The sequence below is a fragment of the Ezakiella sp. genome, from assembly GCF_034180565.1.
Classification (GTDB): Bacteria; Bacillota; Clostridia; order Tissierellales; family Peptoniphilaceae; genus Ezakiella.
Map to the genome: position 1 here is coordinate 1 of NZ_JAXFOB010000017.1, position 26,719 is coordinate 26,719.

Here is a 26,719-nt window from a genome sequence, read left to right on the forward strand (position 1 = left end):
AGCCGAATCTCTTATTTAGTACAAGTGTGATTGCTGCTGTTGTTGTTGTTTTACCGTGGTCAACGTGGCCTATTGTTCCGATGTTAACATGCGGTTTCGTTCTTTCAAATTTTTCTTTTGCCATTATTTTTCCCTCCTAAATTTATAAATTTTATTATAATAATGGTGGAGCCCACGACCGGGATTGAACCGGTGACCTCATCCTTACCAAGGATGTACTCTACCGACTGAGCTACGTGGGCTTAACATAATTAATTTTATCATAGTTTTTTCATAGTGTCAAGCATTTACACATTTTTAATAATTACAACAAAAAGGAGCGAATTCGATGTATCCGCTCCTAAAAAAATCGCATATTTTTATGTTATTTTATAAAATTGACCTCTCCCCTGTATGTTACCATATAATCTTTCATTCCGTCGGGATAAGTAACTAATTTTTTGGAGACTTGAGGAATCCGACCTGAATAGTTTTGGTCTTGATAGAAGTATCTATTTTGAATGTTAGCTCCATATGGGACTACTAATACAACTTCTACAGTTTTTGTAGGACCAGCCGGTTCAGGACCGTATGTTTTTAAAGCATTCTTTTCTTTTTCTCTTTTAATTTCATTTAAGAGAAGCTCCATTTGTTCATCATTATGAACATGGTCTATTGATTTTGCTTCGACTGCGAGAGTCATTATAGGCACAAGCATAAGACAAGCCATAATGACAGCAAGAACCTTTTTCATAATTTTATCTCCTTTCTCGTTGAAAGTTGGTGGGGCTTCCCCCTTTTCGTCGGGCAATACTGCGTTTTGAAAAAACGCCGAACATTTCCGGAAATTTGTTCAAAAATTTTTTTGAACAAACAAAAAACGCCCGTCTGCAAGGCGCAGACAGACGCAAAGGAAATGTAAGTAGTATTCAGATGATTTGACAGTTCATACTCATAGTTAGACTTGCCCGGTGGTGGAGCTATGCTTTTTTTAATTGATGAAGCTCATGGGTATTATGGAATACCAAAGTAGACACAGCGGCAACCTCCTAAATGCCACCGTGTCAGTTCGTGGTGTTCGGGTCGTCGAAAGTGTGGGATAAGTAGACGAAAAAACGGCGGCTCTGAAAATCAAAGCCGCCGGAATAGAATAGGTGCGTGAAAATATGTCTGCTCCACGACGGCTTTTTTCTTTTGCCGTCGTCCGGCAGATTAACTTACCATTAAAATAAACCTTTCAATTTTTCAATATTTCCTGTCTGAATTGCTTCAATATTTTTAGCAATCTGTTCTTTAGACCAATTCCACCATTTGATTTCAAGCAAGGAAGCAATCGTTTCATCTGAAAAACGCTTTCTGATTGTTTTTGCAGGTACGCCTCCAACAATCGTATAAGGTGGAACATCTTTAGTAACAACTGCACGAGTGCCAATAATAGCACCATCTCCAATAGTGACACCGGACAGTATGACAGCTTCATAACCTATCCAAACGTCGCTTCCGATAATAATATCTCCTTTGTTATCCCATGCCTTTGTAACATTTTTAATATCTAATCCCCATTCTTCAAAAAAGATAGGAAAGGGATATGTAGACAATGAAGATAATGTATGGTTCGCACTTGTAAAAATAAACTTTGCGCCGCAAGCAATAGAACAAAATTTACCAATCACTAGCTTATCGTGATTGACTGGATAATGATACAAGACATTATTTTTTTCAAAATTGCAAGGGTCATTCACAAAATCGTTATACATTGAGAAATCCCCAACTAAGATATTCGGGTTAGAAACAACGTCCTTTAGGTAAACTGTTTCTTTATCGCCTGTACGGGGATAAATCTTTTTATTCGGTAATGACATATAGACACCTCTTTTCTTATTTTACTGAGATATTGTTATGTTCAATATCTATTTATATCATATCACAAAATACATGATGGAAAACGATATTTATATTAAGTTTATGTTACATTTAGTGCAGATTAATATTTACACTTTTTCGATTTTTTATTTATTTAGAATATGTTATAATGTATTCGGTGATTGAATGAAAGTTTTACTTGTTGGAGTAAATTCAAAATATATACACACGGCTCTCGCGGTACAATATATATATGACTGTTGCACCGATTTTGACATTGAGAAGCTTGAGTTTAATATAAATCAGGAGATTTCGCACACCTACGGAGAAATTATTAAACGAAAGCCGGATGTGGTTATGTTTTCAACTTATATTTGGAATATTGACTATATAGAAAGGCTTACGTCGGACATTTCAAAGGTTTCAAAAGCGATTGTTGTTTGGGGAGGAATTGAATCTTCGTTTGACACGGAGGAGTTTTTCGAAAAAAATCCGGGACTCGATATTATTATTCGAGACGAAGGTGAGCTTACAACTCCAGCTCTTCTTAGTGCAATCGAAGAAAAAACGCCGCTTTCGGATGTTAAGGGCATAACTTTTCGAGAAAACGGAAATATAATAACAAACCCGCCGCGTCCGCTTATTAAAAATTTGGACGAGATTCCGAGCCCGTTTAAGGACTACAAAAATCCGCCGGGAAAGATTGTATACTATGAGATGAGCCGAGGATGCCCTTTTAAATGTACTTTTTGTATGTCGAGTACAATCAAGGGCGTGCGATATTTTTCGAAGGAGAGAATTGAGAGCGATCTTCTTTATATTATAAATTCGGGGGCGACAATTGTGAAGCTTGTCGACAGGACTTTTAACGCAAATGAGCGCGAGAGCATGGACATTATGAATTTTATTGTGGAGCATGCGCACGAGGGAATGGTTTTTCATATGGAACTTATGGCGCATCTTATAAGCGATAAATTTTTGGAGTTTTTGTCGACTCTGCCGAAGGGATTGTTTCAGTTTGAAATCGGCGTTCAGTCGTCGAACCCTGAAACTTTGAAGGTGATTGAGCGAGTGACGGATTTGGAAAGACTGAAATATGTAGTTTCAAAAATTCGCTCCTACGGCAACATCCATCAACACGTGGACCAGATTGCGGGCCTTCCGTACGAAGATTACGAGAGCTTTGGACACAGTTTCGATTTTATTTACGGGCTCGGCGCCGAAAAACATCAACTCGGTTTTTTGAAGGTTTTGCGCGGCTCGAAGATGAAAGCGGATGCGGCAAAATATGGCATTGTTTACAGCGAGTATCCGCCGTATGAGGTTTTAAAGACAAATTATATAAACGAGTTTGAGATTATGCGAATAAAAATAATCGAAGATTTGGTTGAAAAGTTTTCGAATGAGGATTATTTTTCGAACACTCTCGATTATTTGCTGAAAGATGAAAGACCGTTTAAATTTTTTGAGGACATGGCGATTTATTGGGAGAAAAACGGCTATCACAAGGTTGGTCACGGCCGCGTGGATTTATATAAAAAGCTTTTCGATTTTTTAAAGGAGCGTGACGACATTGACGAGATAACGGAGCTTCTTCGATTGGATTTCTTTATAAACAATCGTTCAAATCCTGCAGACTATCTGAAGCCGAGATTTGTAAAACTTGAAAAGTTTCACGACTTTTTAAATATCGAGAGCGTGAGAGACGAGTTTTCGCTCGACATGAGTCGACCGACAAAGTTTCTTGTTAAGGATTTCAGGTTCCACAGGTTTTTCTTTGAGAAAGAGGAGAGAGTTTTTGGATTTTATTACACGGATGGCGACACAATTTCAAAGGACGTCACGGATTTTATAGAAGGGGGAGATATTATTGAAGATTAAAAAAGCGATACTTTTTACATTTTTAGCGGTTGCGATGATTTTTTATGCATGCACACCGAAGGCAATCAGTATGTTTGACTATATAACTCCGCAATTTTCGGGGGCAAACGGAGAGGGAACTGTGAAGATGGACCCGAATGAATTTTTAAGGTTTCAAGAGGCAGTCTACAAGCAATATATTCCGGAAAAAGATTTGAACGTTTGGAAGGGACATATAAAGATTTGGGGTCAATCCGACGATATGACGATTGATTCAAATGTTGCGGCAAGGCTCGACCGAGTTCAGGAGATGATGGAGGAAATTGAAATTTTCAAATTTTATGAATTTGTTCCTAAGGAATCTCCGGAAAATTTAAAGAACGGCGATGTGGTTGAGATTGGAATCAAGAAAAAGGAAGGCACAGAAACAAAGAAAATTAATATAAAAGAAGAAACGCGAACCTTTATTGTTGAAGGTTTGAAATAAAAAGACGGCGTGGGAGAGTTCAAATTTCAGGACTCTCCCCCGCCGTTTTTATTTTTTATAGATATTGTTGTTGCAATTTTTGGCATTTTAAATAAATATGACTTTTAATATTTTTAAAAACGATTTTTTAAAGTATTCAGAAATTTTGTTTTTGGTGTAGGGATTTTTTTCAAATCGCATAATTAAAAATATCATTTTATAAAAGTGTGAATTTAAATCCGTTAAAAATTTTTGAATCGCGTTTTATATGCATGAGCATTATATCTCGAGAGTATTTTATAAATTTCGACTATATAAGCTTAAATTTCGGAGAATATTTTAAAAGCACTTATAATATTTATACTTTTTGTCTACATAGATTTTTAAAATACGGCTTTATTATCGTATGAATTTTTTAATGCGAAAATAAAAACTCGACATACTGTTTTAAGCATGCATAAAACAAATTCATTTAAAACTAAAAATCAAAATTGAACTGCCACTGTCTGTTTTCCAAACAAAAAGCCCCCACAAAGGGGGCAATTTTTGAATCTCGAGCTAACAAAATCTCATTCTGTTCGGGTCGATATCCTCGTCTCTTTCCCAAAAGCCGTCAAGTTCGATGCCGATTTCAGCAGCGACCTTCTCGATATAAGCGCGGTCGTCTTCATTTTTATAAATGATACAAACACCGCAACAATGAGAGGCTTCGCGTGGAGTTGGAGCGAGAGTTTTTTCAATTTTATCTAATTTTTGCAACAAATCGTAAGCATCTTTCGAGTTTTTGAAAAAAACAAAGTATTGTTTTGACATATTTTTATTAAGATAAATTAATATCTAGCCTAACATTTCGATAAATGCACCGATTCTTGTTTTCAATTGTTCAGCATCTTCGTCTGTGTAGTCGGTTTCGATGCCCATTACAGGGATTCCTTCTTCTTTCAATGCTCTTTCGACTTTTCTGCCTTCCAAATCATAGAGAGTACAGAATTTCAAATTGAGGTCGATAACTCCGTCAGCCTTGTATTCTTTTGCAAGACGAATGATGTCGTCGATTCTGTCGTCGTTCGGTGTGAAGCATGCGCAGTTGATGCTTCCGAGATATCTCTTTGCCAAGTGTTTAACTTGTTCGTCGATAGTTCCCGGAGTTTCGTCAACAAGATTTTCACAATATCTTAAACCTGTGCACATTTCTTCGCCGACAATGGCAGCGCCCATGGATTCGATGATGTGGTGAATCTTCCAGTTTGGAATTGAAAGCGGCGTTCCTGTAAGAAGGATTCTCTTTGCGCCTTCTTTGTAAACGCTTACGCCCTTTTCAACTCTTTCATCGAGTTCGTCGCAAAGCTTGTTGACCATCGTTGCAAATCTTTCAGGATCGTCAAAGAATGCGATTTGAGTGATGAGTAAAACGTCTTTTCCGGAAATAGGAACTTTGTCGAGTTTTCTGAAGTTGTTCAATCTTTGAAGAGCTTTACGTTTGTTGTTTACAATCTTAATTGCGTTGTTTAAGCTTTCTTCGGTGATTTTGTTTCCGGTCATTTCTTCGAGTTTTGTGATATATTTCTTGATTTCCTTTTCCCATTTTAAGAAATCGACTTCTGTTTTAAGTTGCGGAATGTCCATGATATACATAGGAGCATCTTCGCCTAAAATTTCCCATGCTTTTTTCTTGCCGTCACAAGTTGTTTCGCCGACAAACAAATCAGCGATTCTGAAGAACGGACATGTCTTGTCAAATCTTGCGCCGAGACTTGCCTTGATTAAAGGACATGTTGCAGTCGGGAGAACTTTTTCTCCGCCCGGAACCCAGAATTGGCTTCCGCTGCAAAGACCTGTAACAATTGCGTTTGCAGCAATAGGCACTTCGTCAGGAACGTGAATACAGAAAGTTCCTACAACCTTTCTGCCCTTCTTTTGTTCTTCAATCAATTCCGACGGTCTGATTCCGTGGATGTCTCCAACGACCATATTGAAGTAATCCATTCTTTCCGGTCTGTTTTCTTGACTTAAAAATACGTCGCCGAAAGCACCCGGGAGCACTTCGCACAAAATATCGTGCTTGTCAACGTCCATTCCAATGTTTGACCACATTTCATGATTCTTGTCCATTTTTACACCTCGTATTTAATATATTTTTTATTACAAAAAGCACACTTGTCGGGAGCATAATCCGCATTTTCAGTGCTTTCTATGACTGAGTAATTTTCGGCATCAATGCCGTCCAAAATGCCGTATGGGCAAAGCGCCCGTACAATTCTTCTCTCATTATCTACGCATTCGTATTCATTTATCATTTCGTTTAAAATATCAATTCTCTTCTCCAGCTCCGGTTCATATGAAAGATAGAATTTCGCATAACTTAAAAGCCTTGAATCGATATTTGTCTTTTCTAAAAATTGTAATTTCTCATCGATAGTATCACACAGTTTCTTTTTTTCGTTATAAATGCCATCGTCATATGAAAATCCGTTTTTTTCTAAAAACTCAGAAACATCTTCAAAACGAACAAATTCTTTATCCGTCACTTTTGAAATCTTCTCCACAAAAATCGGACAAAGATTTGTATGAACAATGAATTTTGAGCTGAAAAGAATTGGACACTTCCCCGTTTCGAGATAAATTCTCGTGGAATTTATTGCATCGCAATCCGCATTAACTTCACCGTACTGATAAATAAAACCGTCGACACTTACAATTGGATAAGGAACTAATGAAAAGGCGCGTAAAAACGCTTCATCCACTTCACCGAAAGTGCCGACAACATTGTCGGTTGCTAACTTTGTTCCTATCGCCTTTACATAAGCCTCTCTTCGTAGCTCCTTAAAAAAATCTATATCCAAACTATGCAAGAAGAGCCGCCCCGATTGCGCCGGCAAACCTTGCTCTCGGGTCCGTGTGCACGGTTGCGCCGAGTTCCTTTGAAAGTTCCTCTATAACATAATCGCTGTCGCAGAAACCGCCGGTCAAAAATACGTCGCCGCTCTTCAAACGCTTTGAAGAAAGCGCCGCAACCTTCTTTACAATGGAATGAACAACGCCGCAGGCAATATCTTCGCGCGGAGTTCCCTTTCCCATAAGGCTGATGATTTCAGATTCCGCAAAAACTGTGCAAACACTTGAAATTGGAACAGGTTCGCCTTTTCTTGCGTATTCAAACATCTCTTGAAGAGTAAGCCCGAGTCTGTTTGCCATAACTTCCAAAAACTTTCCCGTGCCTGCGCTGCACTTATCATTCATCAAAAAGTCGGAAACCATCTCGTCTTCAACAACTATAACCTTTGTGTCTTGACCGCCGATGTCGATAACCGTCATATCTTTCGGATTTAAAAAGAGCGCCCCTTTTGCGTGGCAAGTAATTTCCGTGACCGTTTTATCCGCATATGGCACACTTATTCTGCCGTATCCCGTTGCGACAATGCCGACATCTCCAAGATTTAAACTTTCAACCCAATCTTTTATCTCCTCGCCTGTTTCACGGCTGTTCCAACCGCTCGGCAAGATCTTTGTATATAAAATTTCTTTCTTGTCATCGTCCATAATTGCGACCTTTGACGCAGTTGAACCGATGTCTATACCTACATGCTTCAATAAATTTCGCCTCACTTTAATATAATAGTTTCTCTTTATATTATACTGTAGTAAGAATTTTAAATAAACACCTTATTAAACAATCCTATAGTTTATTGTGCTTTGATTAAAAAAACAAATAATGATTAGGGTCGCGTGCACCTATAGAATAAATTTATAGAATTCAAAAACACTATTTAAAAAAACAATTAAATAGTTAGTAAAAATCCCTTGACAAAGAGAATAGTTATGATTATAATTATAGATGTGATAAGAAATTCTTATCAACATTATAAATATTAATTATAAATAAAATCATTAGTCGAATTGTGATTTGGATTTATAATTGTATTTATTTGGACATTTAGCTAATAGCATTTTGCTAAACGTTATACCTATACCAACCTCTCGAAAGAAGACCTTTGGGGTCTTTTTTCATTTACATAAGTAAAATTACGAATTTTATTTTGGTTGATAAAATATGCTTACTATGTTATTATAAAAAAGATATAACATAGAAAGGATATAATTTATGGCAAAAGAAGTTTCTGCGAAGCCGTTTTTGAAATGGGCAGGTGGCAAGACTCAATTACTGAGTAAAATAGATAATTATTTAATATTTGATGATTCTATATACAAGTATGCGGAGCCGTTTGTCGGTGGTGGAGCAGTATTATTTCATGTTCTTAATAATTATAGCCCTAAAGAAATTTACATAAATGATATTAATAGTTCACTTATAGATGCATATTCAGTTGTTAAGAGTAATGTAAATGATTTAATTAATTTGCTTTCAGAAATAGAAATTCAATATATTGCTTTGGATGAGGAAGAAAGAAAAAATTATTTCTATAACAAACGAGAGAAATTTAATATTTTAAAAAAAGCAAATGAAAATATTTTAGAAAAGTCAGCACTTATGATTTTTTTAAATAAAACTTGTTTTAATGGATTATATAGAGAAAACAAGTCGGGAGAATTCAACGTTCCCCACGGTAAGTATAAAAATCCTAAAATATGTGATAGGGAAAATTTGCTCGCTGTTTCAAACAAACTTAAAAATGTAGAGATTTATTGTGGTGATTACAAGAATTCGGAAAATTTCATAGACGCCAACACTCTTGTTTATTTCGATCCACCTTATAAACCTTTATCAAAATCCGGCTTTACATCCTATTCTAAGAGTGGATTTAATGACGATAATCAGGTTGAGTTGTCGCAATTTTTTAAAGAGTTGAATGAAAAAGGGGCGAAAGTATTTTTGAGTAATTCAGATCCTAAATCCAATGATGGAGATCTCTTTTTTGACGATTTGTATAAAGATTTTAATATAGAGAGAGTTAGTGGAAATAGAATGATTAACAGTGATGCTGCTAATCGTGGAAAGATAAATGAAATAATTGTGAGTAATTTTAAAAGGAGAAATGATGAGGGAATTTAGAACCTGGTTTGGAGAGTTTATAGACAGTATTTCCGACTATAAATATTATGTTGATTTTGATAAAATATGCAGAAATGTCGATAAGATAAAAATTGAATTAAATATTTTAAATTCATTGATAGGCTCGCAAAATATAGAGTCGGATTTTATTAATTTGCTTAAAGATTATCCTGAAATATTGAAGTGCATTCCAATTCTTTTGGCAGTCAGAAGCAATGAGATTGCAATAACAACAGAAAAAGAAAATATTATTTTTGATTTTAAAAAACAAAATTTATCTCCCGAAGAGTATTCTGAATTTATGGATAAAACTGGATTATTTGATATGATAAAAAATAAAAAAATAAATAATTTTGTGGATTATGTAACGGGCATTGAAACCGGACTTGATTCCAATGCAAGGAAGAATCGCGGCGGTCATTTAATGGAAAATCTTGTGGAAACATATATTATTCAATCAGGATTTATCAAGGGGGAATCTTATTTTAAAGAGATGTATTTAAAAGATATCGAAAGATTGTGGAATATAGATTTGTCGTCCATTTCAAATATGGGTAAAACGGCAAAACGTTTTGATTTTGTGATTAAAACGGAATCCACAATTTACGCCGTTGAGACAAATTTTTATTCTTCAGGGGGTTCGAAGTTAAATGAGACCGCAAGAAGCTATAAAAATATTGCAATTGAGGCTGAGGGAATTGCCGGATTCGAATTTATTTGGATAACGGATGGAAAGGGTTGGCAAACTGCAAGAAATAATCTAGAAGAAACATTTGACTCTATGACAAATTTATACAATATTAATGATTTAAGAAACGGTATTTTAGACAAGGTGATAAAATAATGAGTAAAAAAATTTTTAAGACAGGACCGGAAAATTTTGAGCTTGAGATGACATCTCATTGGACATTTCCAAACAGAGGAAATTGGGCAACTCACGATGCAAAATGGAGAGGAAATTGGTCGCCTTATATTCCGAGAAATATAATTTTAAGATATTCAAAAGAAGGCGACTTAGTTCTGGATCAGTTTGCCGGCGGAGGCACAACTCTTGTAGAGGCTAAACTTTTAAATCGTAATATCATAGGAGTCGACGTTAATGATGTGGCTCTTCACAGATGTTTGGAGAAAACTGACTTTGAGACAGACTCTGAAATGGGAAAAGTTTATGTAAAAAAAGGAGATGCAAGGAACCTTGACTTTATTAAAGATGAGTCGATTGACCTTATATGTACACATCCGCCATATGCAAATATAATTAATTATAGCGAAGGTATTACTGAAGATTTATCGTTACTTAACGTTAAAGATTTTTTGGTGGAAATGGAAAAAGTGGCAAGTGAAAGCCTCAGAGTTTTAAAGAAGGGGAAATTTTGTGCTGTTTTAATGGGAGACACTAGAAAGAACGGACATGTAATACCTTTGGGATTTAAAACTATGGAAGTTTTTCAAAATGCAGGTTTTAAGTTAAAAGAAATAATTATAAAAGAGCAACACAATTGTAAAGCGACCGGATTTTGGAAAACAAACAGTGTAAAATATAATTTTTTATTATTGGCTCACGAATATCTATTTATTTTTCACAAATAATACTTTAAAAAATAATTTTTTTAAATAAAAAACCGCCCGGAGGCGGATTTTTTTGTGGTCGGGGTGACAAGATTCGAACTTGCGACCCCATCGTCCCGAACGATGTGCGCTACCAGTCTGCGCTACACCCCGACGTGGTATAATAATTTCCAACGAAGTTATTATACCATATTAATTTTTTTTTTACAATACTATTTTGTAATTTTTTCAATCCATGTTGAAATATCATCAATAACGCTTGAAACAATCGGAGCATCTTTTTGATATTCGTCAGTTATAAGGTTTGCGAGTTTTGTTTTTCCGTCGCTCGGTTGCATCATGTGGTTTGCACCTTTAACTTCTTCGATGCTGTCGTTTTCCTTTTTATCGAGTCCGTTTTTCCAGAGTTCGATTTCGCTTACCGGAACTTGTTTGTCAAATTCGGCATTTCTAATAAACACAGGAAGTTTGCTGTCGTTGTAGAGCTTTATCGGGTCATATCTCAGGAGGTCTTTTACATAAACTCCCGGAATGCCATATGGATAATTTTGCGGATTGTTCAGTTCTTCTTCGCTCATTGTTTCTATTTTGCTTAGGATTTCATCATTTGTCTTGATGTTGTCCTTCATCATTTTAGTTTGTTCTTCATCTGCATTTTCAGAGCCTTCTGCAATCACTGCTTCGAGTTGCTTTTTGGAAAGTTCAGCGATATTTGTCGGTGTTCCCGAAAGAATGATGTATCCTTTTGCAAGGTTGCCTGCAGTTTCGTTTATTACCGGAAGGTATGAGCCGGATTGGCTGTGTCCCAAGATAAAGAGTTTGTCAGCCGGGACGCCTTCTTCTTTTGCAAGAGTTTTAAGTCCTTCTGCAGCATCGTCGATAAATTCATCTTTTATTAAAGTTTTGTTTTGCATTCCGATTTTTGCGAGTTCTTTGCCGTATTCATAGGTTCTCTTGTTGAATCTTAGAACAGCAAAGCCTTTTTCAGCAAGTTGGTCGGAGAGGTGCTTCATCATTTTGTTTTCGCCGAGTGTCATGTTCATGTCGTTCGGTCCTGAGCCGTCAACAATGACGATTCCGGCTTTAACTTCGCCCTTCGGCATTTTGATCATTCCCTTTACAGGGTATCCTGTTCCGGCATCAAGAGTGATTGCCTTTTCCCCTTCTTCCGGAATAATGTCTTTCTTCATATTTAGGAAATTTATTCCGTCAGCAACCATTTCGCTGTTATATGCTATTGTTTGGTCGACTGTTCCCTTTTCAAATTGAAGGGTTGAGTCTGTGAGATAGTATCCATGTTGGGTTTCAAATTCGGTCTTTGTAATTTCTTTATATGCGCCGAGTTCTTCTTCGAGCATTTTAAAGACGTCGAGGTCTTGACCTTCAGTTGCTTTTTTAAATTCTTCGGAGATATTTTCCTTGAATTTGTCGAAATCTCTTTTAGCAAGGAGCTCTGTCAAAGTCTTTGTATTTTCTTCGAGAGTCTTTTTCTTTTCTTCGTCGAGTTCCAACTCTTCAACTTTTTCCTCCGTGTCGTCTTTATTTTCTTCTTCGTCTTTATTATCTTCTTTTTCGTCGTTTGCTGTGGTATCTTCTGTAGTATTTTCAGTTGTTTCTATTTTTTTGTCGTCGACTTTTTTGTCGTCTGTTTTACAAGCTGAAAAAGTCATTGTAACAGCAAGAACAGCAATTAAAAATAATCTTTTCATTAAATTTTCCTTTCTGTAAACATATTTATCGAATGACCCATTAATTATATCACTTTTCATTCTCATTGTAAAGGCGTGTGATTTTGTATTTATTTTGGATTTTAATCAATTTGTGGTACAATTAAGTCAAGTTTATTTTTAGTATGTAGGAGGTATTATGACCAACTCACTTTCTTTACTTAAATTTTTGCGCGAGTTGTCAAATGAAAAAGAGCGAACTATTGAAAATCTTAATGAGCTTTCATTTTTCAAATTTTTTGACGAATTGCCTAAAAATTCACCTTATGTGACAATTTCAAATACGCCGGGCGATTTTTATTTTCGAATCAAGCGCCCGTTTTCTTCAAAAACTGCGGAGGATAGACGTATTCAGGAGCTGTATCGTGAATTTTTAAATCTTTATTATATTATTCATAACGAAACTGAGGAGTCCGAGCTTTTGATTGGAAACGGCATTCTTACATCAAAGGATTTGCCGGATGCGTATTATCCTGTTTTTACAAAAAAGGCAAATATTATTTTGAATGCGCCGAAGGAGTTTATCGAAATCGGTCCATCAAACAGTCCGGCAAGGATTGACATAAAGCTTTTATCTAAGGTACAAAACATAAGTCCTCTTGAATTAAAGAGAGCATCCGAAGAAGTTAAGGACAATTTTTACGATCCGTTTATAAGTGCGGAGTCCAATCAATTTTTAAAGGGGCTCACAAAGAGACTCCATTTAAACGGCAAGGTTTTGTCGGTTGATGAAGCGGCGGATTCGGATTCGTCGTTTGTTTTGCTTGAAAGAAATCTCTTTATGCTTGCGCCTAAGTTTTCTCGTGAGGTCGAAGTGTTTGAAGAGGCGGTTGAACGTGAGTCAAAAGGTCAAAATCAGTTTATTATAGATTCGATTTCAGGGGACGGACCGCTTCCTAAAAAAAGCACTTTTGAAGAGGAACTTGATGTTCTTTTCACAAAGGAATTTAATACGGAACAGGCGGACATTTTAAAGAATTCGTACGAAAGCCCGATCACGCTTGTTGACGGACCTCCGGGAACCGGAAAGACCCACACTGTCGCCAATATGATCGGTCATTTTTTGGCTGAAGGAAAGAGAGTTTTAATTCTTTCGAAGAAGAAAAAAGCGCTCAGAGTTATAAAGAATATGATTGATCCGGGGTTTGCGGGCCTTGTCGTTTCAAGGGTCAAGGACTCGAACGACGACATAAGGGAAACTTTATATTATATAAATGATTTTATTTTAAATCACACGACTCCGGAGATGGAGGCGAAGGCGAAGAGAATTAAGAGCGAAAGGCACGACATCATTACGAGGATGAACGAGACAAAGAAGAGTGTGCTGGACATTTTGGAGTCGGAGTCAAAGGAGATCGGAGTCGGAGACGAGACTTTCAGTCCCGTTGAAGCGGCGAGATTTGTTGTAAAAAACAAGGACATTATAAATCTTGTTCCGGGGGAAGTTGAAAGGCTTCAAACTTTCCCGCTCACAGACGATGAGCTCGATTATATTTACACTACAAATAAAGAGGTTACAGAGTCCGAAGAGGTGCTTTTAAAAAGACCGCTTCCGTCGATTGATGAACTCATAAGTCCGGAGGATATAAAAGATACGATTGCTTCGATGGACACGATAGAGTTTAACGAGCTCAAATTTTTACCGCTAACGCCGCAAGGCACAAAGCTTACGGATGAGGGCGTTATGGTGGATGCGATTTTGATTGACGAGATGAGCGATATTTCGGAAGTAAAAACCGAGCTTGAAAAGCTTAAAGCGTTTATAAATCTTCCGCCATACAAAGAAAACGCACTTAAAGCGGGATTAAATCTCATAGACAACAGAGCGTACAACGAGCTTTCAAGAAAAGCGATGGTTGTGGACGAGTACCGCGAAAAACACATAGAGACTTTGACGGGAAAGACTATTGTTTATCCGGATATGCCGAGAGAAGATGTTATCGAGGCGCTCGAAAATCTCGAGGAAATTTATGGAAAAAAAGACAAGCCGGGCACTTTCGACACACTCTTTAAAAAGAATTTGAAAAATGTCATTCAAGGATTCACAATTAACGGTGAGCCTATAAGAGGCGCAAAAGACGCAAATGATGCTATAATCCTTATGAATTATGACAGGATTTTAAGCGATTTGAAAGCGCAATATGACGAGCTTATAACCGACAAAGGCGGTCCGGATTTTTCGGGATATTTCAGAAACAAGGACGAAATTTTCCAAAATCTTGAAACACTCTACAATTTTAAGGAGCTTTATTTGCCACTCGTTGACAGGTTAAATGAGCTTTTACCGGCGAAGATTATAAATAAAATTGCGCCTGTAAAGAAAAATCCGACGAGTGAAGTTTTGAGTTATCTCTCGACCGAGATTCACAATTTGCTCGAGCTCGCGCACATTCATATAAATGAATATATTCCGCTCAACAACAAAATAAAACGCAGTCTTTCTACTTTGAATGACTATGTGGATGCGGACGTCCCTATTTTGTATGAACTTATAAATGAAATAAAAAACAAAAAGATTACGGAATATGCCGCAGATTACGACGAATACAAGGTTCTTTCAAGAAAGAAGGACATCGTTTTAAGGAGAAGTGAGATTCTTTCGAAACTCTCGTGCGCACCTTCGTGGCGTGAATTTATCGAAAAACGCTTCGGTGAGCACGGTGGAGACACGGTGCCTGAGGGAATTAAAACTGCGTTCATGGCAAATGTCCTTAACAACGAAATTCAAAGAATTGTAAAAAGTCCGTACGAAAAAATGAGAAAGATGCTCAGTTGGTATAAAAAATCAATCATCGAGCAAAACCGTGAATACGCAAAAACGCTTGCGTGGTATCATTTCTTAAAAAGAATGGACGAAAATCCGGAGATCAGGCAGTCGATTAAGGGCCTTGAGCTCACATACAAAAAGCTTGGAAAAGGCACGGGCTTTGATGCAAAGGAACTTCAAAAGAAAGCGGAAGAGCTTTTGATACAGTGCCAACAATTTGTGCCGTGTTGGATTATGACTATCGACGATGCAATTCAAAATGTTGTATTTAAAAATAAATTTGACGTGACGGTTGTCGACGAAGCATCGCAGGCCGACATTTTGGCGCTGCCGCTTCTTTATACGTCAAACAAGCTGATTGCAATCGGAGACGATAAACAAACTACGCCTCTTTACGGAAATGTTCCGCTTGAGCGTGTACAAAACTTGAGAGAGACGATGCTTTCAAAGGATTTCCCGAATTTCCATCTGATGGATTTATCGACGAGTTTTTATGATATTTTAAAAACTACATTCCCGTCGTTCTTATTGAGCGAAGAATTCCGCTCTGTGCCTGATATAATCGAGTTTGTAAACACACTTTCATACGACGGAAAGATTCTTCCATTGAGAGATGAAAATGACACGACATTAAAACCGGCATTAAATCTTGTGAAGGTTGACGGAGTGAGAGATGGCGATATAAATGAGGTTGAAAAGGAAAAGATTGTCGAAATGATTTTGGATATGATAAAAAATCCGGAATATGAAGACAAGACAATCGGCGTTATAACGCTCCTCGGCTCCGCACAGGCGAAGGCGATAAACGACAGACTGATGGAAATGATCGACACGCTTGAATATGACAGAAGAAAGATTATGGCGGGCACGGCAATCGATTTCCAAGGCGACGAAAGAGATATTATGTTCATCTCGATGGTCGACAGTCCGAAAGATTCTCCGCTCAGACTGCTTTCTGAAGGCGCTGAAGAAATTAATAAAAAGAGATTCAATGTTGCGTTCTCTCGTGCGCGTGACCAGGAATTTCTCGTCACATCTCTCGGTGAGAGCGATTTAAAAACCGGGGACTTGAGACTTGCGGCAATCGAATATTTCAAAGAAAAATCACACGAACGTGAAGTAGAAGAAAGAAAACTCACGCCGTTTGAAATGGATATAATGAACGAGCTTGAAAAGAGAGAGTTCGTCGTTACAAACAACCACACGGCGGGCCGATATCCGCTTCCGCTGGTTGTAGAAAATCCGAAAGTTGCAATTGAAACGCCAGAGGAAAAGACGGGCATCAAACGTGAAGAGCTCGAAAGACAACTCGAAACGAGCTTGCTTCTTGAAAGAGTCGGTTGGAAACTCGCACATATAAGAGAATCGAAGTATGTATACGAGGGAGAAGCTGCAATTGACGAGCTTGTACAAAATATTATGAATAAGAGATAAAATTTGCTACGCATTTCGTGTAGCTTTTTTTGTTCCACGTGGAACATTTCTATTGAAAATAATTTCAGTAGATGTTAGTATATAATATAGAAAGTAAAACATATATTAGGAGGTGGCTATGGCAAAAATCTTATCATTTTTCAATCAAAAAGGCGGAGTCGGAAAAACCACAACTGTTTTGAACCTCGGAGCGGCGCTCGCTTTAAAAGGGAAGAGAGTGCTTGTCGTCGATGCGGATCCGCAAGGGAATTTGACGTCGGGACTGCTTTCGGAGGAGCCGGAATTTACGTTTTACGAAGTTATTATAGGCGAAAAAGATATTAAAGATGTAATAGTTGAGACAAATACAAAAAAACTGTCGCTCCTGCCGGGCTCAAATGATTCATATGGGCTTGAGATTGAGCTTGCGGTAAAGGGAGAATGGTTTTTTATACTTCGAAATAAAATTCAGGAGCTGAACAGCGATTATGATCTTATATTGATCGACTGCCCGCCGAGTCTCGGCATTTTAAGTCTTATGAGTTTAAATGCAAGTGACGGCGTGATTCTTCCGATACAAACGGAGTACTATGCACTCGAAGGTGTAAAGCAGCTCATGAGCACAATTTCGCTCGTTCGTGAAAATTACAACTCGGGTCTGAAACTTGAAGGCGTGCTTTTAACTATGTGCGACTTTAGAAACAACTTAGCGGTTGAGGTGAGGCGCGAGGTCGAAGATGCATTCGGAGAGTATGTTTTTAAAACCATGATTCCAAGAAATGTGAAGCTTGCTGAGGCGCCGAGTTTTTCAAAGTCGATTTTCGAATATGACAAGAGTGCAATCGGAGCGCAGATGTACAAGAAACTTGCAAAAGAATTTATAGAAAGGTTTAATCAAGATGAAAAATAAAACGCTTGGAAAAGGCTTGGGGGCGCTGTTCTCTCAAGTTGAGGAGACACAAAACGACGAGGTTAAACTCGTGCCTTTGGCGGATGTCATACCGAATCCGGAACAGGTAAGACACGATTTTGATGAAGCGCTCATAGATGAGCTTGCGACAAGTATAAAAAATCATGGACTTCTGGAGCCGATTCTTATAACTCCGTACGACGACAAATATATGATTGTTGCCGGTGAAAGAAGATATAGAGCGTTTAAGAAGAATAAGGAGACAAAGATTCCGGCGATTATAAAGGAATTTAAAAAGGAAGATATTAAAAAACTCTCGTTAATCGAAAATATTCAAAGGGAAAATTTAAATCCGATTGAAGAAGCGCTCAGCTACAAAGAACTTATGGAAGAACTCGAAATGACGCAAGCCGAGTTTTCGAAAGAGATTGGAAAGTCGAGAAGCCATGTCGCAAACTCAATAAGGATTCTGACATTGGATGAAGAAGTGAGGGATATGGTTAGAAGCGGAAAGATAAGTTTCGGTCATGCGAAGCTTTTGGTCGGACTTTCAGTTCCTGAGCAAAAGAAGCTTGCAAAAAAGATTATCGATTTAAATCTCAGCGTTCGCGATACCGAAAAAGAACGTAAAGCCAAAAAGAAGAGTTCGCCGAAATCAAACATACTCTATAAGGAGATTGAGGACAAGCTTCAAGACCGCCTCATGACAAAGGTCAAAATAAATGATAAAAAAGGCAAGGGTGAGATTTCGATAAGCTATTATTCGGAAGACGAACTTACACGCATAATTGAAATACTTGAGAATCTTTGATATAATTTAGATATAGAGGTGATGTAATTGTCAGAATTTGAAGTGAGGGTTATCACGGTTGACTCATTCACTCAGTGCAGATTCGGCGGAAATCCTGCCGCAGTCATTCCTGAGGCGTCAGCTATTCCTCAAATGTATTATCCTCAAATTGCAAATGAGATAAATCTTGCGCAGACTGCATTTGTGGACGAAATAGAAAAAGATATGTACTATATAGAATTCTACACACCGAATCGCGAAATTAACTTTTCGGGACACGCTACTATAGCTGCATTTTATGTGCTCGGTAGAATGGGCTTTATAAGACCGATTGAAAACGGCAAGAAAATTGTTCATGCCAAGTTGAAAAACGGTCAAATTTTGGATGTAGAAATTGAATACGACAATTATGAAGCGGGACTGGTTTCGATTCTTTCTCCGGAGATTACGACAAACGAGAAATTTTCGGACATTATAAATAAGGAATCGATAAGAAAAGTTCTTAAAATAAAAGAGAGTGATATTTCCGAGGTAATTATCGGAGAAGCTTTTCAAGGCGACATTTTTGTATCCTTGAAAAACAAAGAAGTGCTTGATAGTCTAAGAGTAGACCCATGGGCGCTGAGAGCTCTAAATGAAAAGACAGGTACTCAAGGCCTTTTCGCAATGACTGAAGAAATAGAAAAACCGAAGCTTCACACTTATGCAAGATATTTTTCACCGCTCTTCGGAATTATGGAAGAGGCGGCAACGGGTTCAAGCGCCGTTGTTGCGGGAAAAATTCTGCTCGATAGAAAGAATATAGAAAATATAGAAATCTATCAAGGTCAAATGATGAAACGTCCTGCAAGGATTGACGTCGAATATAGAGATGGCAAGATTTGGATGAGCGGACATTCGAGACTTGTGATGGATGGAATTATGAAAATATAAAATATAAAATTTAAAATGTTCCACGTGGAACAATAAATATTTTTGGAGGTAAATATGACAAAATTAGTAGATTTGACATTGACAGCTTATACAGATGAAGTTAGAGGCGAAAAACCGGCACCGGGCGGCGGATCTGTTTCCGCATATGCAGCAGCACTTGGCGCATCGCTCACACAAATGGTCGGAAGTTTGACAATTGACAAAAAAGCTTTTGAAGAACTCACAGACGATGAAAAAGCTTTGATGAGAGAAAATCAAAAGAAACTTGATGGAATTATCGATGAATTAAATGACATCGTAGACACAGATGCAAACAGTTTCGACGACGTTATGGCTGCTTTTAAACTCCCTAAGAACACGGACGAAGAAAAGAAAAAGAGAACTGAAGCAATTCAAACAGGATACAAGAAGGCTCTTGAAACACCTATTCACGCTGCAAAGCTCGGACTTGAAGCAATGAGACTTCAAAATATCTATGCTCTTAAAGGAAACAAGAATGCTATAACAGACGTCGGAGTTGGAACACTTCTCTTGCAATCGGGAATCGAAGGAGCACTATTCAACGCACTTATCAATTTGAATTCTGTAAAAGATGCGGAATATGTTGCACAAAAGAGAGCTGAAGTTGATGAAATAATGAAAGAAGGCAAGGACTTAAAAGAAAAGACATTGGAAATTGTCTATTCAAAACTACAATAGTTGAAGAACATGGAGGTTTGCTTTGATATATTTAGATAATGCGGCTACCTCATATCCAAAGCCGGAAACGGTTTATAAAGCGAATGATTACGCACTCAGAAACTCGGCAAACCCGGGCAGGGGTGCGTATCAACTCGCCATGGATTCGGCGAGGATGGTTTTTACGTGCAGAAATAAAATCAAGTCTCTCATAAATGCCGAAAGCACTAGGAATATAGTGCTTACAAAAAACTGCACGGAAGGTTTGAATATTGCAATTTTCGGCGCACTTTCACCGGGAGATCATGTTATTACGACTTATCTTGAACACAATTCAATTTTAAGACCTCTTCATGATATGGAAGAGCGCGGAGTTGAGGTGACATATGTTGAGCCGAGCATGAATCTCACTGCTGATATTTTAAAAAATGTGAGATACAACACGAAGATGGTTGCAATTAGCCATGTGGACAATCTTGTGGGATTTAAAAAGGACATTGAAGCAATTGGAAACAGCCTTTCGGACAATGTTTTATTTTTGGTCGACGTCGCTCAATCTTTGGGTCACGAAAAAATCGACGTGCAAAAGTATAGAATCGACCTCTGCGCAGCACCGGGACACAAGTCGCTTTTCGGACCGATGGGGAGCGGGTTTTTGTATGTGAAAAATCCTGATACTCTCACAACTTTTATGGTGGGTGGCACCGGCTCTGAGAGCAGTTCGCCTGTTCAACCGAATTTCAGTCCGGATAAATTTGAGGCGGGAACGCTTGCAGTACCGTCATATGCGGCGCTTGAAGCCGGAATAGAATTTGTAATGAATGAAACTGAAGAAAAAATAATGAAGAGAGTTCACTCTCTTGCAAGAAAACTGTTTACGGAATTTGAGAAAATAGACGGAGTTAAAACCTATTCAATTGGAGGTGTGGACACTATTACATCGGTTGTTTCGATAAATATAAAAGATATGGACAGCGGTGAGGTCGCAGATATTTTAGCAAACAAATATGACATTTGCACCCGAAGCCAAATCCATTGTGCACCGCTTTCTCATAAGTTTTTCAATACACTTAAGAGCGGAATGGTTAGATTTTCACCGGGATATTTTACGACCGATGAGGAAATCGAAAAAGCTGTTCTTGCAGTCAAAGAAATAGCGGCGGAAAACTAAAATGCTCGAAGCATATTTACCAATAATAACGGTTTCGCTCGGAGCAATTGTCCTGATTCTTGCAATACTTTCGGCGGTATTGTTTTCAAAGATAGGAAAGCTTCAAAAGCGCGTGGACACTTTTACATTTGGAATCGAAGACGCAAATCCGGAAAAAGTTATAAAATTGATTCAAAAGGATATAAGAGACCTTGAAACCGCCAATATACTAAAAGAAGAGAAGATTAAGGAACTGGAAACCGCATTAAATTTCACAATCAGAAAAGTCGGTTTCTACAGATACAATGCATTTTTAAACAAAGATGCCGGACGAGGCGGCGAGCTCTCGTTTTCAATTGCGTTTCTTGACGGTTTTAACAACGGTTTTGTGCTTACGAGTATCTACACAAGTCAAACAAGTGTGTGTTATGCGAAGCCTATAAAAAATAAAAAATCAAATCTTATGCTCTCCGAAGAGGAAGAACTTGCAATAGAAAGAGCTATTCGCGGCGGGGACTAATTTAGAAAGGGATATTATGGATTTAAAAAAAGAAATTGATGTCATAATGGATTTTCCGAAAGAAGGAATTTCATTCAAGGACATCACAACTTTATTGAGAGAAAGAGATTCATTCAAAGAAGCGGTCAAAGCGCTTGCAGAGCCTTTGAGAGATGAACATATTGACTATATAGTCGCACCTGAAGCACGTGGCTTTGTGCTTGGATGCCCTGTTGCGTATGAACTTGGAATCGGTTTTGTACCTATAAGAAAAAAGGGCAAATTGCCGCGCGAAACGATCAGCGTTTCTTATGATAAGGAATATGGAACGGACGAACTTTTCATGCACAAGGACGATTTAAAACCGGGCGACAGAGTTGCGGTCATAGACGACCTTTTAGCAACCGGTGGCACAATTAAGGCGACTGAGGAACTTGTAAAAAAGACCGGTGCTGAAGTTGTAAAAATCGGATTTTTAATTGAACTCACGGACCTCAAGGGTCGTGAAAAGCTCGACACAGATGTATTTTCTATTGTAAAATACAATATATAAACTCAAGCTTTCGCATTTTAATGTGAAAGCTTTTCTTTCACAAATTTTTCGTAACTAAAATTTAAATTTTAAGGATAGGTTACAGTATATAATAATAACATGGATACAAATAATGTTTATAAGAAAATCTTAATAACTATTATTGCTTTATCAATGCTTTTTTTTACGGCATGCGGCAATGAAGAAAGCAAAGAAAACACAAGCAAGGAGTCTGCAAAGTTTCATATTGGGCTTGTAACCGGCACTACGACCCAAAGTCGAGATGTTTTTAAGACGGCGGAAAAGCTCATCGAAAAGTATGGAGATGCAAATCTTGGCGGATATATTTGCCATCTAAACTATCCCGACAATTTTCCTAAGGAGCAGGACAATGCAATTTCGCAAATCACAAGCTTTATTGAAGACGAGAAGATTAAGGCGGTTGTTGTGAATCAAGGAATAACAGGGACGGCAGAGGCTTTTAAAATTATAAAAGAAAAAAGACCGGACATATTGTGTTTTGTTTCAAACTCACACGAGGAGCCCGATGAGATTAACAAATACGCCGACCTTGTCATCGACCCGGACAATATCAAAAGAGGGTATTTGATTCCGCTGTGTGCGAAAAAAATGGGGGCAAAAACTTTCGCTCATGTTTCCTTTAAAAGGCACAGGGATATCGAGCAAATAAATTTGAGAGAGCGTATAATGAAGGCGACGTGCAATAAAATCGGACTCGAATTTGTCTCGATTGATGCGCCGGACCCGGCAAGTGACGGCGGAGTTGCCGAAGCGCAAAATTTTATTTTGGATCAATTTCCGCTATGGATAAAAAAATATGGAAAAAATACGGCGTTCTTTTCGACAAATGATGCACATATAGCGCCATTAATTAAAAAGACGATGGAATATGGCGCCATTTTTGTGGAGCAGGACTTGCCGAGTCCGAGTCTTGGGTACAAAGAGGCGCTTGATATAAATGAAGATATGAGCAATCATGACATGCTGCACAAGGAAGAAATGGTTTTGTATAAAGAAAATCCGGACCGAATGGGAACTTGGGTCTATTCATACGGAAGCAGCACGACGGAGCTTCTTGTGGAAATCGCAATGCGCTCGATTAGAGGTGAAATTGAAAAGCCTGACAAAGAAAAAGTGCTCGAGATTTTTGAAGAAATTAATCCGGATGCGGACTGGAAAGCCGACTACTCTGTTGACAAAACGAGCGGCGATAAAATTAAAAACCATATTCTAGTATATCAGGACACATATATTTTTGGAAAAGGTTTTTCAAATATTGCGGACAATAAAATTCCTAATATTGCTGAACTTTTAAAAAAATATGAAGAAGAGAATATTATAAGAGATTAAAATTTTAAGAATGCTTAGCCACTAATGGGGAAGCATTTTTTTATTTTTGAAGTTTGTATTTTAGTTATTTATTTTGTTTCTATTAAATATAAATTTTGCTTCTATTAAATATAAATTTTGCTTCAAATATTCTGTAATATAAAAAACCTCCGTTACTAATACAATCAGTAAAGAGGTTTTTTTGATTTGTAAAATTGTATTGTTATACAAGATTTTTATTCATATATTTCTAGATAAGATAAAAACGATGTATAAATATATGTTATCCGGCGATAGTCTTAAGTTCTTTAACCATGTCAATCTTTCCGATTTTTCGTCTTTCAATTGCTTGACACAAAACGAAAATCACAATGGTCATTAGGTAGCCGAGCAAGAAGACGTTAAGAGGAATGGTTACTTTAATATATGCGTCAAATTTTTGCATAGAAATGAAGTAAAGGTATTTCATAATCTTGTCAAGTATTGGGATGAGTATGATTTGGAAGAATAATAAGATCAAAAAGCTGGTGTTTACATAAATTTTTGTGATTTCATTATCTCTAAAACCAAATATTTTAAGATAAGTCATATTGAGTTTTGCACGCTCGATAATGAGTTCCGTTACCATTAGAAGTAATATAAAATAGAAGGCAACGGCAACCATTTGAATCATCGTAAAAACGACCGAGAATGAGTCTAAAAAGTGAATCATAAATTTACTCATTTCATCACGATTAATTTCTGTGACTAGATTTTCCTTCGACACATTTAGTGCATTGTCGCTCATATATGCGTTAAAATATGCATAGTCACGGTTTATAATCTTGTTTAGAGAAGTTCTTTTTGTGAATATTTGAAAATAGTTATTTTCACTATCAACAGCTTTAACTTTTATATTTTTCTCTTTACTATTATACGGTTCTCTAATTTTAATTGTATCACCAATTTTATATTCAAATCTTTTCGCAAGGCCATTACTTATGACGGCCTCGTCGTTTTGAAGACTTGAAATATTTAAACTGTCATATTTAGTGTCGTCATCTATTCCGTAAATCTGAACACTTTCATCGTTTTTGTCTGCAAGATCTGCACTTATAATTGTTACTTTTGGTGCATCAAGTTTATCCATGTCGCTTTTAACTATATAAGTGTGGGCATATTTCATTTGTGTTTTCATATTCTTGGCGTAAATATTAAAAATCGGTTTTGCAGATAGTGCAAACATTAACAGAAGATTTGCAATAAAAACGCCGAAAAGAAGGGAAACATAAGTAAGCTTATTTGCAAAAATAACCCTTAATTTAAATTTTTTAATGAAGCTTAAATTTTTTAAATGAAATCTGCTCTTGGCTTTTGATTTTTTAAAATTCCGTCTCAAAAAGTTAACGGGACTCATGTTGAGACTTCGGGATATGACTGCGTAGTTTATTATAAGATAGAGAATCATCGGCATAATCGACGTTATAAGAAATGATCTTGGGCTTATGAATGGCTCGAATGAAGGCAAATCAAATGATCTATAATAAATTTCAGCATATTTTTTATACACATATAGATATGCCGCAGCATTTCCGATTAGAGATGAAATGAGAACAAGAAAAAGTGGCATTGACATATAATTTTTAAGGAGTTCTCGTTTTCTGTAGCCTGAGGCAAGAAGAGTGCCGATTATAGGGGCCTCTTCTTCGATAATGCTTTTAATTTGAACGCTTGATATAAATGCTATCGCTATAAAAAGAAGAGCGGTTGCTATTGTCATCATAGGGACATCGCCACCCATGTCATCCATAATATATGTTATACACTTATTGTCGAATCTTGTAACACCATCAACCATCAAATTATCTTTGTTCACGATTTTTGAAATGGACTTGAGTATTTCACGTGCTTCTTTTTTATCTAAGTTCTCATTTGTGTGATATGAATAAAGAAAATTTAATTGTTTGTCGGACACATCATCAAATGCTTTTTCAGGGAGCGTTGCAATGCCAAAGTGGCCGGTGTCCATTACCAAATCGTTTCTATTCTTTAGTGCAGAAGAATAGTCCGGAAAAGATGCAAGAGAGGCAACGGTGTAGGTTTTGTCAGCTACAGTAATTTTATCGCCGACTTTAATATTGTTATTTCTTGAAAAATATGCGGACATAGTAATTTCGTCCGATTTTTTTGCTAAACTGCCCTCAAGGGGTGTGGCTTCATTAACATTTTTTCTATTTTTGAAAATTCTTAAAACCTTGTCGGAATCTATTTTCTCTTCGAAATAGTAATTTTCGTAAAGTTTTAATCCGAGAGCCTCAATTTTTGATTGTAAGTCGTCGGTAAGTTCATATATAGTTTGAAATTCTCCGTCTTCAACCTTGCCCTCGTCAATTTGCTTATAATAAAGTTTTTTGATTGATTGTTGTGCGGTGAAAAATGATGAAGCAAAAACCACAATGAAGCTCAGTGCTATAAGTATAGGGAATACTTTTAAAGGCTTATATTTAAACTGCCTGAAAATTCTCTTGTTGATCGGATTTCTCATCTACCAAGTCACTTCCTTTGCAGAAATTTTATCCTTGTTTTCGACAACACTTTTAATACTGCCGTTATGGAGTGACAAAATCACATCGCTCATCTTTGCAATTTGAGTGTTATGGCTTGCGATGATTACGGTTGAGTGGTACTTGTGGTTTAAATTTTCTATTAAGCACAGAACGTCTTTTGCGCTTTCGTAGTCAAGTGCCCCGGTTGGCTCGTCACAAATTAACAGCTTAGGACTTTTTATCATTGCGCGTGCAATTGATGCCCTTTGCGCTTGTCCGCCTGAAATTTCGTTCGGGTATTTATATTTATGCTCACTAAGTCCGAGTTCGTCTAGTAGAGTGTCGGTGTTCAGTGGTTTTTTCGAGAGATATTTGCCGACTTCAACATTTTCAAGTACATTTAAATCGCTTATGAGATTATAAAATTGGAAAACGAATCCGAGATTTTCGCGTCTGTAATTTTCCAAAGCTTTTTTCGACATATTTTTTATGTCTTCGCCAAAAACGTTTACATCTCCTTCATCAATAGTCTCGATGCCACCCAAAATATTTAGCAAAGTTGACTTACCGGACCCTGAAGGTCCCAACACGCAAATAATTTTGCCGTCTTCGATTTCTAAGTTTATGCCTTTTAGAACTTCCGCTCTATTTTCTTTTGTTCCGTAGAACTTATGCAAATTTGAAATTCTAATCATAA

Annotated in this window: 24 protein-coding genes and 2 tRNA genes; 14 read left to right on the forward strand and 12 right to left on the reverse strand. The window is 37.3% G+C overall.

Annotated features, from left to right (window positions below; genetic code table 11):
* From SPI61_RS03615 to SPI61_RS03630, 4 genes are all read right to left on the reverse strand, one after another.
* The coding region (locus tag SPI61_RS03615) for a GTP-binding protein (protein ID WP_321136805.1) at positions 1-124 on the reverse strand (124 nt) is incomplete at its 3' end.
* A 42-nt stretch (positions 125-166) separates the two neighbouring features.
* A tRNA-Thr gene (locus SPI61_RS03620) sits at positions 167-242 on the reverse strand.
* 122 nt (positions 243-364) lie between these two features.
* Positions 365-733: a hypothetical protein gene (locus SPI61_RS03625; RefSeq protein WP_321136757.1), complete on the reverse strand. Its 369-nt coding sequence runs from the start codon at positions 731-733 to the stop codon at positions 365-367.
* Between the two features lie 469 nt (positions 734-1,202).
* Positions 1,203-1,841 carry a CatB-related O-acetyltransferase gene (locus SPI61_RS03630; protein ID WP_035289992.1) on the reverse strand — a complete coding sequence of 213 codons (639 nt, stop codon included), beginning with the start codon at positions 1,839-1,841 and terminating at the stop codon, positions 1,203-1,205.
* A 187-nt stretch (positions 1,842-2,028) separates the two neighbouring features.
* Here SPI61_RS03630 and SPI61_RS03635 point away from each other — a divergent pair, with 187 nt between their 5' ends.
* Positions 2,029-3,723, forward strand: a complete 1,695-nt coding sequence (locus tag SPI61_RS03635; RefSeq protein WP_321136758.1) for a B12-binding domain-containing radical SAM protein — start codon at positions 2,029-2,031, stop codon at positions 3,721-3,723.
* Entirely contained in the window at positions 3,713-4,189 is a 477-nt protein-coding gene (locus tag SPI61_RS03640) for a hypothetical protein (RefSeq protein WP_321136759.1), read from the forward strand. Before SPI61_RS03635 ends, SPI61_RS03640 begins: the two co-directional genes overlap by 11 nt.
* A 537-nt stretch (positions 4,190-4,726) precedes the next feature.
* Here SPI61_RS03640 and SPI61_RS03645 read toward each other — a convergent pair.
* From SPI61_RS03645 to SPI61_RS03660, 4 genes are read right to left on the reverse strand one after another with little or no spacing between them, the layout of a single operon-like run.
* Complete coding sequence (locus tag SPI61_RS03645; protein ID WP_321136760.1) at positions 4,727-4,981, reverse strand: DUF3343 domain-containing protein; 255 nt, start codon at positions 4,979-4,981, stop codon at positions 4,727-4,729.
* A gap of 24 nt (positions 4,982-5,005) precedes the next feature.
* The gene (locus SPI61_RS03650) at positions 5,006-6,280 is read right to left on the reverse strand and encodes a double-cubane-cluster-containing anaerobic reductase (protein ID WP_321136761.1); all 1,275 of its coding nucleotides are present in this window, start codon (positions 6,278-6,280) and stop codon (positions 5,006-5,008) included.
* Between the two features lie 2 nt (positions 6,281-6,282).
* Positions 6,283-7,011 (reverse strand): hypothetical protein, encoded by a 729-nt coding sequence (locus SPI61_RS03655; RefSeq protein WP_321136762.1) that lies wholly within the window; start codon positions 7,009-7,011, stop codon positions 6,283-6,285.
* Position 7,012: 1 nt separating this feature from the next.
* Entirely contained in the window at positions 7,013-7,759 is a 747-nt protein-coding gene (locus SPI61_RS03660; protein ID WP_321136763.1) for an acyl-CoA dehydratase activase, read from the reverse strand.
* Positions 7,760-8,270: 511 nt separating this feature from the next.
* On the opposite strand from SPI61_RS03660, the gene SPI61_RS03665 reads away from it, so the two are divergent.
* The 3 genes from SPI61_RS03665 to SPI61_RS03675 are packed head-to-tail and all read left to right on the forward strand — an operon-like array spanning position 8,271 to position 10,769.
* Positions 8,271-9,179, forward strand: coding sequence for a DNA adenine methylase (locus tag SPI61_RS03665; protein WP_321136764.1), 909 nt, complete (start codon positions 8,271-8,273; stop codon positions 9,177-9,179).
* Positions 9,166-10,023, forward strand: a complete 858-nt coding sequence (locus SPI61_RS03670; RefSeq protein WP_321136765.1) for a type II restriction endonuclease — start codon at positions 9,166-9,168, stop codon at positions 10,021-10,023. The genes SPI61_RS03665 and SPI61_RS03670 overlap by 14 nt, the downstream gene beginning before the upstream one ends.
* Positions 10,023-10,769 (forward strand): TRM11 family SAM-dependent methyltransferase, encoded by a 747-nt coding sequence (locus SPI61_RS03675; RefSeq protein ID WP_321136766.1) that lies wholly within the window; start codon positions 10,023-10,025, stop codon positions 10,767-10,769. Before SPI61_RS03670 ends, SPI61_RS03675 begins: the two co-directional genes overlap by 1 nt.
* Positions 10,770-10,824: 55 nt before the next feature.
* Here SPI61_RS03675 and SPI61_RS03680 read toward each other — a convergent pair.
* Both SPI61_RS03680 and SPI61_RS03685 read right to left on the reverse strand, forming a co-directional pair.
* A tRNA-Pro gene (locus SPI61_RS03680) sits at positions 10,825-10,901 on the reverse strand.
* A gap of 59 nt (positions 10,902-10,960) precedes the next feature.
* Complete coding sequence (locus SPI61_RS03685; RefSeq protein ID WP_321136767.1) at positions 10,961-12,457, reverse strand: DUF3887 domain-containing protein; 1,497 nt, start codon at positions 12,455-12,457, stop codon at positions 10,961-10,963.
* Positions 12,458-12,614: 157 nt separating this feature from the next.
* On the opposite strand from SPI61_RS03685, the gene SPI61_RS03690 reads away from it, so the two are divergent.
* From SPI61_RS03690 to SPI61_RS03730, 9 genes are all read left to right on the forward strand, one after another.
* Entirely contained in the window at positions 12,615-16,676 is a 4,062-nt protein-coding gene (locus SPI61_RS03690) for an AAA domain-containing protein (protein WP_321136768.1), read from the forward strand.
* Positions 16,677-16,794: 118 nt separating this feature from the next.
* The gene (locus SPI61_RS03695) at positions 16,795-17,565 is read left to right on the forward strand and encodes a ParA family protein (RefSeq protein WP_321136769.1); all 771 of its coding nucleotides are present in this window, start codon (positions 16,795-16,797) and stop codon (positions 17,563-17,565) included.
* Positions 17,555-18,376 (forward strand): ParB/RepB/Spo0J family partition protein, encoded by an 822-nt coding sequence (locus tag SPI61_RS03700; protein ID WP_321136770.1) that lies wholly within the window; start codon positions 17,555-17,557, stop codon positions 18,374-18,376. Before SPI61_RS03695 ends, SPI61_RS03700 begins: the two co-directional genes overlap by 11 nt.
* A 27-nt stretch (positions 18,377-18,403) precedes the next feature.
* The gene (locus SPI61_RS03705; RefSeq protein WP_321136771.1) at positions 18,404-19,288 is read left to right on the forward strand and encodes a PhzF family phenazine biosynthesis protein; all 885 of its coding nucleotides are present in this window, start codon (positions 18,404-18,406) and stop codon (positions 19,286-19,288) included.
* Between the two features lie 54 nt (positions 19,289-19,342).
* Entirely contained in the window at positions 19,343-19,987 is a 645-nt protein-coding gene (locus SPI61_RS03710) for a cyclodeaminase/cyclohydrolase family protein (RefSeq protein ID WP_321136772.1), read from the forward strand.
* 22 nt (positions 19,988-20,009) lie between these two features.
* Positions 20,010-21,137 (forward strand): aminotransferase class V-fold PLP-dependent enzyme, encoded by a 1,128-nt coding sequence (locus SPI61_RS03715; RefSeq protein ID WP_321136773.1) that lies wholly within the window; start codon positions 20,010-20,012, stop codon positions 21,135-21,137.
* Position 21,138: 1 nt separating this feature from the next.
* Positions 21,139-21,636: a DUF4446 family protein gene (locus tag SPI61_RS03720; protein ID WP_321136774.1), complete on the forward strand. Its 498-nt coding sequence runs from the start codon at positions 21,139-21,141 to the stop codon at positions 21,634-21,636.
* Between the two features lie 16 nt (positions 21,637-21,652).
* Positions 21,653-22,168: an adenine phosphoribosyltransferase gene (locus SPI61_RS03725; RefSeq protein ID WP_321136775.1), complete on the forward strand. Its 516-nt coding sequence runs from the start codon at positions 21,653-21,655 to the stop codon at positions 22,166-22,168.
* 153 nt (positions 22,169-22,321) lie between these two features.
* On the forward strand, positions 22,322-23,518 hold the full coding sequence (locus tag SPI61_RS03730) for a DUF3798 domain-containing protein (RefSeq protein WP_321136776.1): 1,197 nt from the start codon (positions 22,322-22,324) through the stop codon (positions 23,516-23,518).
* A gap of 262 nt (positions 23,519-23,780) precedes the next feature.
* Here the strand turns inward: SPI61_RS03730 and SPI61_RS03735 are convergent, their stop codons facing one another.
* Both SPI61_RS03735 and SPI61_RS03740 read right to left on the reverse strand, forming a co-directional pair.
* Entirely contained in the window at positions 23,781-26,021 is a 2,241-nt protein-coding gene (locus SPI61_RS03735) for an ABC transporter permease (RefSeq protein ID WP_321136777.1), read from the reverse strand.
* Positions 26,022-26,717, reverse strand: a complete 696-nt coding sequence (locus SPI61_RS03740) for an ABC transporter ATP-binding protein (protein WP_321136778.1) — start codon at positions 26,715-26,717, stop codon at positions 26,022-26,024.
* Between the last annotated feature and the right edge of the window lie 2 nt (positions 26,718-26,719).

Coding starts and splice junctions, on each gene's coding strand:
- SPI61_RS03630 (WP_035289992.1), bottom strand. CDS start 1,841: ATGTCATTACCGAATAAAAAGATTTATCCCCGTACAGGCGATAAAGAA.
- SPI61_RS03650 (WP_321136761.1), bottom strand. CDS start 6,280: ATGGACAAGAATCATGAAATGTGGTCAAACATTGGAATGGACGTTGAC.
- SPI61_RS03670 (WP_321136765.1), top strand. CDS start 9,166: ATGAGGGAATTTAGAACCTGGTTTGGAGAGTTTATAGACAGTATTTCC.
- SPI61_RS03665 (WP_321136764.1), top strand. CDS start 8,271: ATGGCAAAAGAAGTTTCTGCGAAGCCGTTTTTGAAATGGGCAGGTGGC.
- SPI61_RS03635 (WP_321136758.1), top strand. CDS start 2,029: ATGAAAGTTTTACTTGTTGGAGTAAATTCAAAATATATACACACGGCT.
- SPI61_RS03700 (WP_321136770.1), top strand. CDS start 17,555: ATGAAAAATAAAACGCTTGGAAAAGGCTTGGGGGCGCTGTTCTCTCAA.
- SPI61_RS03695 (WP_321136769.1), top strand. CDS start 16,795: ATGGCAAAAATCTTATCATTTTTCAATCAAAAAGGCGGAGTCGGAAAA.
- SPI61_RS03675 (WP_321136766.1), top strand. CDS start 10,023: ATGAGTAAAAAAATTTTTAAGACAGGACCGGAAAATTTTGAGCTTGAG.
- SPI61_RS03645 (WP_321136760.1), bottom strand. CDS start 4,981: ATGTCAAAACAATACTTTGTTTTTTTCAAAAACTCGAAAGATGCTTAC.
- SPI61_RS03625 (WP_321136757.1), bottom strand. CDS start 733: ATGAAAAAGGTTCTTGCTGTCATTATGGCTTGTCTTATGCTTGTGCCT.
- SPI61_RS03685 (WP_321136767.1), bottom strand. CDS start 12,457: ATGAAAAGATTATTTTTAATTGCTGTTCTTGCTGTTACAATGACTTTT.
- SPI61_RS03740 (WP_321136778.1), bottom strand. CDS start 26,717: ATGATTAGAATTTCAAATTTGCATAAGTTCTACGGAACAAAAGAAAAT.
- SPI61_RS03710 (WP_321136772.1), top strand. CDS start 19,343: ATGACAAAATTAGTAGATTTGACATTGACAGCTTATACAGATGAAGTT.
- SPI61_RS03735 (WP_321136777.1), bottom strand. CDS start 26,021: ATGAGAAATCCGATCAACAAGAGAATTTTCAGGCAGTTTAAATATAAG.
- SPI61_RS03720 (WP_321136774.1), top strand. CDS start 21,139: ATGCTCGAAGCATATTTACCAATAATAACGGTTTCGCTCGGAGCAATT.
- SPI61_RS03725 (WP_321136775.1), top strand. CDS start 21,653: ATGGATTTAAAAAAAGAAATTGATGTCATAATGGATTTTCCGAAAGAA.
- SPI61_RS03730 (WP_321136776.1), top strand. CDS start 22,322: ATGCTTTTTTTTACGGCATGCGGCAATGAAGAAAGCAAAGAAAACACA.
- SPI61_RS03690 (WP_321136768.1), top strand. CDS start 12,615: ATGACCAACTCACTTTCTTTACTTAAATTTTTGCGCGAGTTGTCAAAT.